The sequence below is a fragment of the Streptomyces bottropensis ATCC 25435 genome (genome assembly GCF_000383595.1).
GTDB classification, from domain to species: Bacteria; Actinomycetota; Actinomycetes; order Streptomycetales; family Streptomycetaceae; genus Streptomyces; species Streptomyces bottropensis.
In genome coordinates this window covers 7,673,491-7,686,080 of record NZ_KB911581.1, presented here as the reverse complement: position 1 = coordinate 7,686,080, position 12,590 = coordinate 7,673,491, and the positions used below count along the sequence as shown (strand labels likewise).

The 12,590-nt window shown below is 69.5% G+C and carries 12 protein-coding genes; 7 read left to right on the top strand and 5 right to left on the bottom strand.

Annotation, left to right across the window (positions count from 1 at the left end; all coding sequences use genetic code 11):
• Positions 1-36 precede the first annotated feature (36 nt).
• From STRBO_RS0134055 to STRBO_RS0134040, 3 genes are all read left to right on the top strand, one after another.
• Positions 37-1,035 (top strand): carbohydrate ABC transporter permease, encoded by a 999-nt coding sequence (locus STRBO_RS0134055; protein WP_005486540.1) that lies wholly within the window; start codon positions 37-39, stop codon positions 1,033-1,035.
• On the top strand, positions 1,032-1,937 hold the full coding sequence (locus STRBO_RS0134050) for a carbohydrate ABC transporter permease (protein ID WP_005486538.1): 906 nt from the start codon (positions 1,032-1,034) through the stop codon (positions 1,935-1,937). Before STRBO_RS0134055 ends, STRBO_RS0134050 begins: the two co-directional genes overlap by 4 nt.
• Positions 1,938-2,046: 109 nt before the next feature.
• Positions 2,047-4,065 (top strand): beta-galactosidase, encoded by a 2,019-nt coding sequence (locus STRBO_RS0134040; protein ID WP_020115518.1) that lies wholly within the window; start codon positions 2,047-2,049, stop codon positions 4,063-4,065.
• Positions 4,066-4,158: 93 nt separating this feature from the next.
• Here STRBO_RS0134040 and STRBO_RS0134035 read toward each other — a convergent pair whose 3' ends face one another.
• Positions 4,159-4,602 carry an NUDIX domain-containing protein gene (locus STRBO_RS0134035; RefSeq protein WP_005486534.1) on the bottom strand — a complete coding sequence of 148 codons (444 nt, stop codon included), beginning with the start codon at positions 4,600-4,602 and terminating at the stop codon, positions 4,159-4,161.
• A 57-nt stretch (positions 4,603-4,659) separates the two neighbouring features.
• Here STRBO_RS0134035 and STRBO_RS45570 point away from each other — a divergent pair, with 57 nt between their 5' ends.
• Positions 4,660-4,785 carry a hypothetical protein gene (locus STRBO_RS45570; RefSeq protein WP_020115517.1) on the top strand — a complete coding sequence of 42 codons (126 nt, stop codon included), beginning with the start codon at positions 4,660-4,662 and terminating at the stop codon, positions 4,783-4,785.
• A gap of 94 nt (positions 4,786-4,879) precedes the next feature.
• Here the strand turns inward: STRBO_RS45570 and STRBO_RS0134025 are convergent, their stop codons facing one another.
• From STRBO_RS0134025 to STRBO_RS0134010, 4 genes are all read right to left on the bottom strand, one after another.
• Complete coding sequence (locus STRBO_RS0134025) at positions 4,880-6,322, bottom strand: GH1 family beta-glucosidase (protein ID WP_005486533.1); 1,443 nt, start codon at positions 6,320-6,322, stop codon at positions 4,880-4,882.
• Between the two features lie 157 nt (positions 6,323-6,479).
• Positions 6,480-7,397: a carbohydrate ABC transporter permease gene (locus STRBO_RS0134020; protein ID WP_005486531.1), complete on the bottom strand. Its 918-nt coding sequence runs from the start codon at positions 7,395-7,397 to the stop codon at positions 6,480-6,482.
• A 10-nt stretch (positions 7,398-7,407) separates the two neighbouring features.
• A complete protein-coding gene (locus STRBO_RS0134015; RefSeq protein ID WP_020115515.1) occupies positions 7,408-8,412 on the bottom strand; it encodes a carbohydrate ABC transporter permease in 1,005 nt (334 codons plus the stop codon).
• Between the two features lie 5 nt (positions 8,413-8,417).
• A complete protein-coding gene (locus tag STRBO_RS0134010; protein ID WP_020115514.1) occupies positions 8,418-9,782 on the bottom strand; it encodes an ABC transporter substrate-binding protein in 1,365 nt (454 codons plus the stop codon).
• Positions 9,783-10,376: 594 nt separating this feature from the next.
• Between STRBO_RS0134010 and STRBO_RS0134005 the strand changes: the two genes are divergently transcribed.
• From STRBO_RS0134005 to STRBO_RS0133990, 3 genes are all read left to right on the top strand, one after another.
• Positions 10,377-11,432 carry a LacI family DNA-binding transcriptional regulator gene (locus STRBO_RS0134005; RefSeq protein WP_028796994.1) on the top strand — a complete coding sequence of 352 codons (1,056 nt, stop codon included), beginning with the start codon at positions 10,377-10,379 and terminating at the stop codon, positions 11,430-11,432.
• A 466-nt stretch (positions 11,433-11,898) separates the two neighbouring features.
• Positions 11,899-12,132: a type II toxin-antitoxin system VapB family antitoxin gene (locus STRBO_RS0133995; protein ID WP_028796993.1), complete on the top strand. Its 234-nt coding sequence runs from the start codon at positions 11,899-11,901 to the stop codon at positions 12,130-12,132.
• On the top strand, positions 12,129-12,536 hold the full coding sequence (locus STRBO_RS0133990; protein WP_005486521.1) for a PIN domain-containing protein: 408 nt from the start codon (positions 12,129-12,131) through the stop codon (positions 12,534-12,536). Before STRBO_RS0133995 ends, STRBO_RS0133990 begins: the two co-directional genes overlap by 4 nt.
• The last annotated feature ends 54 nt before the right edge of the window (positions 12,537-12,590 follow it).

Here is a 12,590-nt window from a genome sequence, read left to right as displayed (position 1 = left end):
CGATCGACCGTCCTCACGACTGGATGACCTCCTGACATGACGACCACCCCCACCGAGAGCCCGGAGGCGGCCACGCCGCCTCCGGGCTCCGGCCCTGCCGCAAAAACCGCACAGAACGGGAAGGCCGCCAAGGTGCCCCAGGGGCATCGGCGGCTGCTGACCCGTCGGGACCGCCTGACGCTGGGCCTGATGGCCGGTCTGCCGACGTTCCTGCACGTCGCCCTGGTCTGGGTGACGGCCTTCGCGTCGATCCTGCTGGCCTTCACCACCTGGGACGGCATCGGCTTCGACTCCATCAAGTGGGTCGGGCTGCACAACTTCCAGGAACTGTTCACCAACAACCCGCAGTTCTGGCCCGCCGTCGAGCACAACATCATCTGGTTCGTCGTCCTCATCCTGATCCCGACGCCGCTGGGCCTGTTCCTGGCCGTCCAGCTGGACAAGAACATCCGCTTCAGCCGCGTCTACCAGACGGCGTTCTTCCTGCCCGTCGTGATGTCGCTGGCCGTCATCGGCTTCGTCTGGCAGCTGATCTACAACCCCGACACGGGCCTGATCAACAGCCTCATCGGCGCCAACGAGCCGGGCCACTACATCGACTGGATCGGCGACCCGGACCTCAACCTCTGGGCCATCCTCATCGCCGCGTCCTGGCGCCACACCGGCTACATGATGATCCTGTACCTGGCCGGCCTCAAGGGCGTCGACCCGTCCCTGCGCGAGGCCTCCGCGCTGGACGGCGCGAACGAGTGGCAGACGTTCAAGAACGTCATCTTCCCCACCCTGCGCCCCACCAACACCGTCGTCCTGGTCGTCACCATCATCGAGGCCCTGCGCGCCTTCGACCTGGTCTTCGTCTTCAACAAGGGCGCCGAGGGCACGGAACTGCTCTCCATCCTCGTCACCAACAACATCATCGGAGAGTCCAGCCGTATCGGATACGGATCGGCGATCGCCGTCGTCCTCCTGGTGATCTCCCTCGCCGTGATCATCCCGTATCTGATCGCGACCTTCCGGAAGGAGCGGCAAGCGTGAGCACCACCGTCGACACCACCGCCGCGGCCGTCGCTCCCAAGGAGCGCACACCCCTGCGCCCCGCCCGGATCCTGCTGCACGTCTTCCTCGTCGGCATGTCACTGGCGTGGCTGGGACCCCTGCTGTGGGCCCTGTACGCGGCCCTGCGCCCCTACGGCGAGACATCCGAGAAGGGCTACGTCTCGTGGCCCGACAGCCTGAACATCGAGAACTTCACGAACGCGTTCACCCAGTCGGACATGACGCACTACTTCGTGAACACCCTGATCATCGCCGTCCCCGCGGTGCTGCTGACGCTGTTCCTGTCCTCGATGGTCGCCTTCTACGTCAGCCGCTTCGACTTCCGCGTCAACCTCTTCCTGCTCCTGGTCTTCACGGCCGGCAACCTGCTCCCCCAGCAGGTCATCATCACCCCGCTGTACCGCATGTACCTGCTCATCGACCTGCCCGGCATCACCATGTCCGGCAAGCTGTACGACTCCGCGCTCGGCCTCGTCCTCATCCACGTGGCCTTCCAGTCCGGGTTCTGCGCCTTCGTCCTCAGCAACTACATGCGCTCCCTGCCCCACGAGCTGACCGAGGCGGCCCTCGTCGACGGCGCGTCCGTGTGGCGCCTGTACTGGCAGATCGTGCTGCCGCTGTGCAAGCCCGCGATGGCCGCCCTGGCGACCCTGCTCTCCATCTGGATCTACAACGACTTCTTCTGGGCGCTCGTACTGATCTCCACCGGCGAGAACATGCCGATCACCTCGGCCCTGAACAACCTCTCCGGCCAGTACTTCACCGACCCCAACCTGGTCGCCGCCGGCGCCCTGCTCACCGCGATCCCCACCCTGATCGTGTACTTCGCGCTCCAGCGGCAGTTCGTCAGCGGACTGACCCTCGGCGCCAACAAGGGCTGACCGCTCCCGCGGGCGGCCTGATGGCCTCCAGCGACCGCCTGCTCTCCCTGGACACCTGGGGCGTGGAAACGACCCGCCGACTGCTGACGAAGGGCCCGGAGGCCTCCGAATGAAGCGCGAACTGAACGTCCCCGGCATCGCCTACGGCGGGGACTACAACCCCGAGCAGTGGCCCGAGGAGGTGTGGGCCGAGGACGTACGCCTCATGCGCGAGGCGGGCGTGAACATGGTCAGCGTCAACATCTTCTCGTGGGCGCTGCTGGAGCCGCGCGAGGGCGAGTACGACTTCTCCCGCCTGGACAAGATCCTCGCCCTCCTGCACGAGAACGGCATCGCCGCCGACCTGGCGACCCCGACGGCGGCCCCGCCGGCCTGGTTCTTCGTCAAGCACCCGGACGCCCTGCCGGTCGACGGGGACGGCCGTGCCCTCTCGTACGGCAGCCGCCAGACCTTCTGCCCGTCCAGCCCCGCCTACCGCGAGGCCGCCCTGCGGATCGCCCGCGTGCTGGGCGAGCGGTACGCCGACCACCCGGCCGTCGTCATGTGGCACGTCCACAACGAGTACGGCTGCCACAACGGCGAGTGCCACTGCGACACGAGCGCGGCGGCCTTCCGGGTCTGGCTGCGCGAGAAGTACGACGACGACCTGGCGGCGCTCAACCACGCCTGGGGCACGACGTTCTGGAGCCAGTGGTACTACGACTGGGACGAGATCATCCCGCCCCGCCCGACGGGCGCGGTCCCGAACCCCACCCACCAGCTGGACTGGCGCCGCTTCTGCAGCGACGCGCTGCTCTCGCTGTGCAAGGCGGAGCGCGAGGTGCTGCTGGAGGCGGCCCCCACCACCCCCGCCACCACCAACTTCATGGTGATGTTCAACTTCGACAAGCTGGACTACTGGCGCTGGGCACCGGAGTTGGACATCGTCTCCAACGACCACTACCTCCAGTCCACCGACCCCGAGTCCGAGATCGACATCGCGATCAGCGGCGACCTGGTGCGCTCGCTGGCCGGCGGCAGTCCGTGGCTGCTGATGGAGCACTCCACCGGCGCGGTCAACTGGCAGCCGGTCAACCGGGCCAAGACGGCGGGCGAGCTGCGCCGCAACGCCCTGTCCCACGTGGCCCGGGGCGCCGACGGCATCGCCTACTTCCAGTGGCGGGCGGCCAAGGCCGGCGCCGAGCAGTGGCACTCGGCGATGCTCCCGCACGCGGGCACCGACAGCCAGATCTGGCGGGACGTGGTGCGACTGGGCGCGGATCTGGGCTCGTTGGCGGAGGTGCGGGGCAGCACGGGCGTCGCCGAGGTGGCGATCGCCTGGGACTGGAGCGCCTGGTGGGCGGTGGAACTCCCCTCCCAGCCGAGCGGCGAACTCCGCTTCCAGGACCTGGTCCGCGCCTGGTACGAGCCGCTGTGGCGGGGCGGCGTGGCCGTGGACTTCGTCCGCCCCGACGCGGACCTGTCCGCGTACAAACTGGTGCTGGCGCCGAGCCTGTACCTGGTGGACGACGCGGGCGCGGCGAACCTCACCGGCTTCGCCGAGACCGGCGGCACGCTCGCCGTCGGCTTCCACAGCGGCGCGGTCGACGAGAACTGCCACGTCCGGCTGGGCGGTTACCCGGGTGCGTTCCGCGAGGCGCTGGGCGTGCGCACGGACGAGCTGTTCCCGCTGCTGCCGGGCGAGTCGGTGGGCCTGAGCGACGGCGGTACGGCCGGACTGTGGTCGGAGCGGGTCGCCCTGGCGGGCGCGGAGGCGGTGACCTCGTACACCTCCGGCCCCCTGACCGGCGTCCCGGCGGTCACCCGCCACACCCACGGCGCGGGCACCGCCTGGTACGTCGCCACCCGCCCGGACCCGACGACCCTCGCCGCCCTCCTGGACCGCGTCCGCGAGGAGGCGGGCGTGACCTCGGTGCGCCCGACCCCCGCACACGTCGAGGCGGCCCTGCGCCGGGGCCCGGAGGCGGACTACCTCTTCCTGATCAACCACGGCGACGACGACGCCGAGGTCGAGGTCGCCGCCGGGTCCGTCGAGCTGCTGACGGGCAAGCCCGTCACCACGACCGACGCCCCGGCGACGGTGCTGGTACCGGCCGGGGACGTGGCGGTCGTCCGCGAACCCCGCTGACCCGCTCATGACCGGACAGGGCCGCGCTCCTTCGGGGGCGCGGCCCTGCGGCGTTCCGAGGGCGCGACGAGCCGCCGCGGCGACGTCCCGACGTCACGCCCAGCCGTACAGGGACATCCGGGGACCGTCGGCCAGGTAGCCGCGCAACGCGCCGGAGTTGCCCTCCACGAAGTCGTCGGGCAGGGAGTCGGTGGCGAACCAGCGGACCTGGGCGTGCTTGTGCGGTTCCCGGTTCTCGGGCTCGCCCGTCCACTCGTGGGCGACGAACACGACGGTGAGATAGCCGTCCGGTGCATCGACGCCGCGGGCCGCGTGGATGAGGTGCGTGACCTCCAGCGCCTCCGGCTTCACGGTCAGCCCGGTCTCCTCGTACAGCTCCCGCACGGCGGTCCCGGTGACGGGCTCCCCGGGTTCGCTCTTCCCGACGGGCAGATCCCACCTTCCCCGGGCGAATCTGGCGTGCTCGCCCCGCTGGAGGAGGAGGACCCGGCCCGCGGCCCGGTCGTGGACGATGACGGCGGCGACCAGCAGTGTCACGGGCACGTCCTTTCGGTCGGGGTCCCCACTCTCCACGATCCGGCCCAGGACACGTACGTGGCGGTCGCCGAGGCCGACGGCGTCATCGCCGGCTACGTCGCCTGGAGGGCCGGCCCCGCGTCGGCACCGCCCTGTGCGAGCACGCCTTCGCCGACCTGCGCGGACGCCTACCGGCGGCTCTGACCACCCCTCCGGGGCGCGGCGCTTCCCCTATGTGCGCCGCGCCCCGGTCCCCCGTTCCCCCCAGGGGGCTCCCCAGCCCCCGGCCCTGTGGCCGTTACGCCGGTGTCGTCACCAGCGGCGGCAGCGCGCCCGTCTTCGCCGCCTGCGCGTACCAGTACGCGCTCGACTTCGGGGTGCGCGTCAGGGTCGCGTAGTCGACGTACACCGCGCCGAAGCGCTTGCCGTACCCGTACGCCCACTCGAAGTTGTCCATCAGGGACCACAGGTAGTACCCGCGCACGTCCGCCCCCTCGGCGATCGCGCGCCGGACCGCCCGCAGGTGGCCGTGCAGGTAGGCGATGCGCTCGGGGTCGTGGACGCGGCCGTCCGAGTCGATCTTGTCGTCGTACGCGGCGCCGTTCTCCGTGACGTACATCGGCAGACCCGGCGCCTCCCGCGAGTAGCGCATGATCAGCTCGTGCAGGCCCGTCGGGTCGATGGTCCAGCCCATCTCCGTACGCTCGCCCGGGGTCTGGTGGAACAGGACGTCGTCCGCGCCCGGCCACGGCGAGTGGTTGCTCGCCCCGTGGCCGTCCGCGCGGGGCCCGACGGCGTCGGGGTCCGCCGCGCCCACCAGCGTCGGCGTGTAGTAGTTCAACCCCAGCGCGTCCAGCGGCTGGTTGGCGGCCGCCACATCACCGTCCTGCACGAACGACCAGTCCGTCAGCGACGCGGTGGCGGCGAACAGGCTCTCCGGGTACGCCCCGTGCAGCATCGGCCCGTGGAAGACGCCGTTGGCCAGGTCGTCGATCTTGCGGGCCGCGGCCACGTCCTCGGGGGCGCTGGTGATCGGCCGTACCACCGAGGAGTTGAGGCTCACCGCGATCGAGTTGCGGGCGGGCATCGCCGAACGCAGCGCCGAGACGCCGAGCCCGTGCGCCAGGTTCAGGTGGTGGGCCGCGCGCAGCGACGCCACCGGGTCCGTACGGCCCGGCGCGTGCACCCCGGAGGCGTAGCCGAGGAACGCCGTGCACCACGGCTCGTTGAGGGTGATCCACTGCTCGACCCGGTCGCCGAGGGCCTCGCCCACGATCCGCGCGTACTCGGCGAAGCGGTGCACGATGTCCCGCTCGGGCCAGCCGCCCGCGTCCTCCAGCTCCTGCGGGAGGTCCCAGTGGTAGAGGGTGACGGCCGGCTTGATGCCCTTGTCGAGCAGTTCGTCGACCAGACGGCGGTAGAAGTCGAGGCCGCGCTGGATCGCGGGACCCCGGCCCGTGGGCTGCACCCGCGACCAGGAGATCGAGAAGCGGTACGAGTTGAGGCCCAGGTCCGCCATCATCGCCACGTCGTCGCGGTAGCGGTGGTAGTGGTCGACAGCGATGTCACCGGTCTCGCCGCCGGCGGTCTTGCCCGGCGTGTGACTGAAGGTGTCCCAGATGGAGGGCGTACGACCGTCCTCCCGCACCGCTCCCTCGATCTGGTAGGCGGAGGTGGCCGCGCCCCAGAGGAAGGCTGGAGGAAAGGTCACCGGGGTGGCCGGATTCACGGGTTCAGGCATGGAAGCGCTCCCATTGGTGGTCGTGTAGACCGACGGAGGTGGGTGGGGGGAGTGGTGCACGCGCGAAGGCGAAAGCGCGAACGGAGGCGAAGAGCGGGGGTCGAGGCGGCGGTGACCCGACCCCCGGTGACAAGACGTACGCGGGCGAACCCGGGCCTCAGCCCTTCACCGCGCCCTGCATGATGCCCCCCACGATCTGCTTGCCGAAGATCGCGAAGACCAGGAGCAGCGGTAGCGTGCTGAGCAGCGCGCCCGCCATGATCAGGGCCTGGTCGGGGGTGTAGCCGCGGCCCAGGCCGGCCACCGCGACCTGCACGGTCGGGTTGCCCAGCTGGGTCAGGACCAGGAACGGCCACAGGAAGTCGTTCCAGGTCTGCACGAACATCAGCATGCCCAGGACGGCCATCGCGGGCCGCGCGGCCGGGAACACCACGTGCCAGATCACCCGCCAGCTGCTCGCGCCGTCGACGCGGGCCGCCTCGATGATCTCGTCCGGCAGGGCCTGGAGCAGGTACTGCCGCATGAAGAACACACCGAACGCGCTGACCAGCGAGGGCAGGATCACCGCCTGGAGCTGGTCGGTCCAGTCGAGCTTGGCGACCATCATGTAGAGCGGGATCACCTGCAGCTGCGGCGGCACCATCATCGTGCCGATCACGATCAGCATCATGGCGCCCCGGCCCTTGAAGCGCAGCTTGGCGAAGGCGAACCCGGCGATCGTCGACAGGAAGACGATGGTCAGTGACGAAATGCCCGCCACGAGCGTCGTGTTGAGGAATGCCTCGCCCAGATTGGCGTCGCTCCAGGCCACTTCGAGCTTGTCGAAGAGGTTCGCGCCGAACCAGAACGGCGGCGGGGTGTCCGCCAGCCGCGCGTTGTCCCGGGAGGCGGCGACCGCCGTCCAGAACAGCGGGAACAATGAGATCAGGGTGAACGCGATGAGAATGATGTAGGCGACGGGCCCGGCGTGGTGCTGGCCGCCCGCGCGGGCCGCCTTGGGCCGGCGCACGCGCCGCCCGTTCTTCGGCGGCTCGGGGACCGCGTCGGCCGGGGGTTTGGTGATTGTCGTCGTCACGGCCGGTCTCCTAACTACTGGCGCGCAGCCGGCGCGAGATGACGTAGTTGATGATTCCGACCACGATGAGGATCAGGAACATGGTCCAGGCGATCGCCGAGGCGCGGCCCAGGTGCTGGTTCACCCAGCCCTGCTCGTACAGGTACAGGCCGAGCGTCTGGAACTGGTGCTGGGAGCCGCCGGACGCGCCCTTGTTGGCGTCGAACAGCAGGGGCTCGGCGAACAGCTGCGAGGCGCCGATGGTCGAGACGACCACGGTGAACAGGATCGTCGGGCGCAGCGACGGCAGCGTCACATGGATGAACTGCTTCCAGCGGCTCGCACCGTCGAGGGCCGCCGACTCGTACAGGTCCTGCGGGATCGCCTGCATCGCGGCGAGGTAGATCAGCGCGTTGTAGCCGGTCCAGCGCCAGATGACGATGGTCGACACGGCGATCTTCGAATACCACGTGCCGTTCTGCCAGTCGATGTGGTCGAAACCGAGCAGCTCCAGGAACCAGTTGATCATTCCGTAGTCACGGCCGAACAACAGCACGAACACCAGAGTGGCCGCGGCGATCGAGGTGGCGTACGGGGCGAGCATCACGACCCGGTAGAAGGTCGAGCCGCGGAGCTTGTAGTTGAGGAGGTGGGCGATGCCCAGCGCCATCATCAGCTGCGGGGCGGTCGAGATGATCCCGATGATCAGCGTGTTCTTCGCCGCGTTCCAGAAGAACTCGTCGTCGAAGATCCGTGTGTAGTTGCGCAGCCCCGCCCAGCTCATGTCGGTGGGGGCGGTCAGTTCCACGGTGTGCAGCGAGGCCCAGCCGGTGTAGAGCAGCGGGAACAGGCCGAACGCGACGAACAGCAGGAAGAAGGGGGAGACGAAGGCGTACGGGCTCCAGCGCATGTCCCGCTGCCAGCGGCGGGACAGCCGGGCCCGGCGTCGTTCCTCGGTCGCGGCCTCCGCGGGTGGGCGGGCCGGGGCCGCGCCCCCCTTCACGGGGGGCGCGGCGGTGTCGGGCCGTGTGGGCATACCGGTCACTTGTCCAGTGCGTTGTCGATGGTCTTGACGGCGTTCTTCCAGGCCTCCGAGGCCGACTTGCCCTGGGTCACCAGGATCACGCCGTTGTCGGTCAGGCCCTGCTGGATGATCTGGTCCTTCGGGCCGATCGTCTGGACCGGGATGTTCTTGGCGGCTTCGGCGAAGATCGTGCCGATCGGCGCGTCACCGGTCATGTCGTTCTTCGCGTCCTTCACCGCGGCCGAATCGTAGGCGGCCGGGGTGCTGGGGAAGCTGCCCTGTACGGCGAAGAGCTTCGCCTGCTGCTCGGGCGCGGTCAACCATGCGGCCAGCTTCGCGGCCTCCTCGGCGTTCTTGCCGTTCTTCGGCACGGAGAGGAAGGAACCGCCCCAGTTGCCGGACTTCGGCGCCTGCGCGATGTCCCACTTGCCGGCCGCCTCGGGCTTCGACTTGCCCTTGATGTAGCCGAGCATCCACGGCGGGCAGGACATCGCGGCGAACTTGCTGTTGGCGATCGTGGTGTCCCAGGCCGGCTGGAACTGCGTCTGGTTGCCGACCAGCCCGTCCTTGGCGGCCTTCGCCGTCAGGTCGAACGCGGACTTCACGGCCGGGTTCGTCTTGTAGATGACCTCGCCCGAGGCGTCGTAGAAGCGGTCCTTCTCACTGCTGAGGATCGCCTGCAGCAGGCCGCCGGGGGAGTCCAGGAAGGTGGTGCCCTTGGGCGCCTTCTTCTTGTACTGGTTGCCGGCGTCGACGAACTTGTCCCAGCTGCCGGTCCACAGCTTGCCGACTTCCTCGCGGTCGCTGGGCAGGCCGGCGGCCTCGAAGAGGTCCTTGCGGTAGCAGATGGCCATCGGGCCGACATCGGTGCCGAGGGCGATGGTCTGGCCGCCGGAGGTGGTGCCCTGATTCCACTTCCAGGGCAGGTAGTCGCTCTCCTTGCCGTACTTCGACAGGTCGAGCAGCTTGTCGGACTGGGTCCCGACGATCTCGGCGATGTTGCCGACCTCGACCATCTGGATGTCCTGGAGGCCGCTGCCGGTGGTCAGGTGGTTGAGGAGCGCGGGGTAGTAGTTCTCGTTCCGCTCCACGACGGTCTGCTGGATGTCGACGTCCGGGTGGAGCTTCTCGTACTCCTTGTACAGACCGGACTCCTCGAAGCCCGCGGTGCCGAAGAGACCCAGGGTGATCTTGGTCTTGCCACCGCCGCCGCCGTCCGACGACGAACCGTCCTCGTCCTTGCCGTCGTCGGCGCAGCCGGCCAGCAGCCCGGCGCCCAGCGCGGCGACGGCCGCGATGACCACCGTCTTGCGCGTCCGGCGGGCGATTCGGGTGCCCCCGCCCGACTGGAGCCGGGAGTGCGGGAGGGTACGTGCTCGCATTGCGTCCTCCTGATGCCCTGACGTGCCGACCCCCCGGCCAACGGCGTTGTTGGGCCCGTTAGTTACATGCTGCGGCTCGGGCGGGGAACGTGCGGGATGTGTAAGTGCCAGGTACTGTGGGAGCGCTCCCACGAGTGATGTGTTGAAGGGTCGTCGGTTCGTGCGGGGGTGTCAAGGGAGCGAGCGCGGAGAGATGTCTTCGGTTATCGGGCTGTTAACTAACCCGGTGCCGGTGGCCGGGTATGCCCGAAATCGGCCGGACAGGCCCGCGCGGGGGTTCGCAGACCGGTGCGAACGGTCCGGGTGTGGGGCGTTCGGGCCGGTACGGGCGGACGGTCCGGCGACACCGGAACTCCATTGGAGCGCCCCCGGAACGTCGGCTTCCGGGCCGGGGGCACTGTTGGACTCGTGTAACCGGTGGTCGGCCCGTGGCCGGCCGATCGTCGGCGGCTCGTCCCGGACGGGGGCGCCGAGCGGCGGCGGGGCCGGTGTCGCCGACGGCGCCGCAACCCGGCTGAGCAGTTCCCGGACGTCGTACAAGGATCAGGACTGTTAGATTCCACGCCAGCGCGCTACTGACGGGAGGCGACCATGGTGGCAGGCCACGGGGCACGGGGCCGGAGCGGTGGGCGGCCCACGTTGGAAGAGGTGGCCGCACGGGCCGGAGTGGGCCGGGGGACGGTGTCCCGGGTGATCAACGGCTCTCCCCGGGTGAGCGACGCGACCCGCGCGGCCGTCGAGGCGGCCGTCGCGGAGCTGGGCTACGTCCCGAACACGGCGGCCCGCGCGCTCGCGGCGAACCGCACCGACGCGATCGCGATGGTCGTGCCCGAGCCGGAGACCCGCTTCTTCTCGGAGCCGTACTTCTCCGACATCCTCAAGGGTGTCGGAGCGCAGCTGTCCGACACGGAGATGCAGCTCCTGCTGATCTTCGCGGGCAACGACCGCGAGCGCCGGCGCCTCGCGCAGTACCTGGCCGCGCACCGCGTCGACGGTGTCCTCCTGGTCTCCGTCCACGCGGACGACCCGCTCCCGGATCTGCTGTCGCAACTGGAGATCCCGGCCGTCATCAGCGGCCCCCGCTCGGAGCGCGAGACGCTTCCCTCCGTCGACTCCGACAACTACGGCGGCGGTCGCTCGGCGGTGGAGCACCTGATCGCACGGGGGCGTACCCGCATCGCCACGATCACCGGCCGCCTGGACGTCTACGGCGCCCAGCGGCGCATCGAGGGCTACCGCGACGCCCTGGAGGACGCCGGCCGCGAGGTGGACGAGCGCCTGATCGCCCCCGGCGACTTCACCGAGGAGGGCGGACGCAGGGCGATGCGTGAACTCCTGACCCGCTGCCCGGACCTCGACGCGGTCTTCGCCGAGTCCGACGTCATGGCCGCCGGTGCCCGCCAGGTCCTGCGCGAGGAGGGGCGCCGCATACCCGACGACGTGGCGCTGGTCGGCTACGACGACTCGGCCATCGCCCGCCACATGGACCCGCCCCTCACCAGCGTCCGCCAGCCCATAGAGGAGATGGGCCGCGCGATGATCGATCTCCTCCTGGACGAGATCGCGGACCGCCGGCCGGCGGTGTCGAGGGGGTTGGAGCGGCGGCAGGTGGTGCTGCCCACGGCGCTTGTGGAGCGGGATTCCTCCTGAGCGCGGTCCGTTCGAACACCGGGGTCTCGGCCTGCTCGGCCTGCTCGGCCTGCTCGGCATGACCGTCATCGACAACTGCGGGCCCTTGTCAACCGGACCGACGTGGTGGTGACGAGGACAACCACGTGGAAGGGCCGGCAGGCCCTTGCTGTCACTCAGGAGGGCGGGCACGAGGCCGCGACTTTCCGCGACTCGTCGCTCATCGATCCAGGGACCGGTTACCCGATGGGTGGCGAAGAAGCTTTGCTCGGCGATCCGCCGGCACTGAGAATCGCGGTTCCCGGGACGATATCGGTGAGCGAGATCTTGTCGCGCGGAACGGGCGCGGACAAGACGCGGTAGGCGATGCGCACGCCGCCGGGCGCGACGGCCTGCGGGCGTCCAGGCGCTGCCTCCGTAAGGCGAGCAGGAGCGATGTTGGTCAAGTACGCTTCATATGTACATGGCCAACATGGAGGTGGATTCGATGACCGTGACCCAGATCGATCTGGACGACGAAGCGCTTGCCGAAGCGATGCGGCTCATGGGTTCCACCACGAAGAAGGACACGGTGAATGCGGCCCTGAGGGACTATGTCGCGCGGGTCAAGAGGCTGGAAGCCGCGGAGAGGCTCGCGGCTCGCGGCGAGCGCGGTGAGTTCGACGCGGCGGCGGCGGCCCGTGAGGACGCCAAGCGGGCGCGCCGGGCGGCTTTCGAGTGATCACATACCTGCTCGACACCTCGGCTCTGTGGTACCTCTTCCGGGCCCCCGGGGCGTTGCGTGTCTGGGAAGGGCACATCGCCGCGGGAGCCTTCTACGTGTGCGAGCCCACGCGTACTGAATTCCTCCACTCCGCCACCGGGCCCGCTCACCGGGACGAACTGGCGGAAGATCTGGATGCGTTGTGTCACCTCTCGGCCGTTCCGAAGAGCGCGTGGCGCTGGGTCGACACCGCGCAGTACAAGCTCACGCAATACGGACAGCACCGGGCTGCTGGTGCTATTGACCTACTGGTGTGCGCTGCGGCAGTGCATCACGGACACACCGTGCTGCACGTGGACAACGACTTCGTCACCGTCGCCGCCGTGCTGAAGGAAGTGGACCAGCGGGACGCGCGTTCCTGATGTGAGTGGACTGAGCTGTCTGCCGTGGTCCGGTGAAGCCGAGGAGTGCCCTCG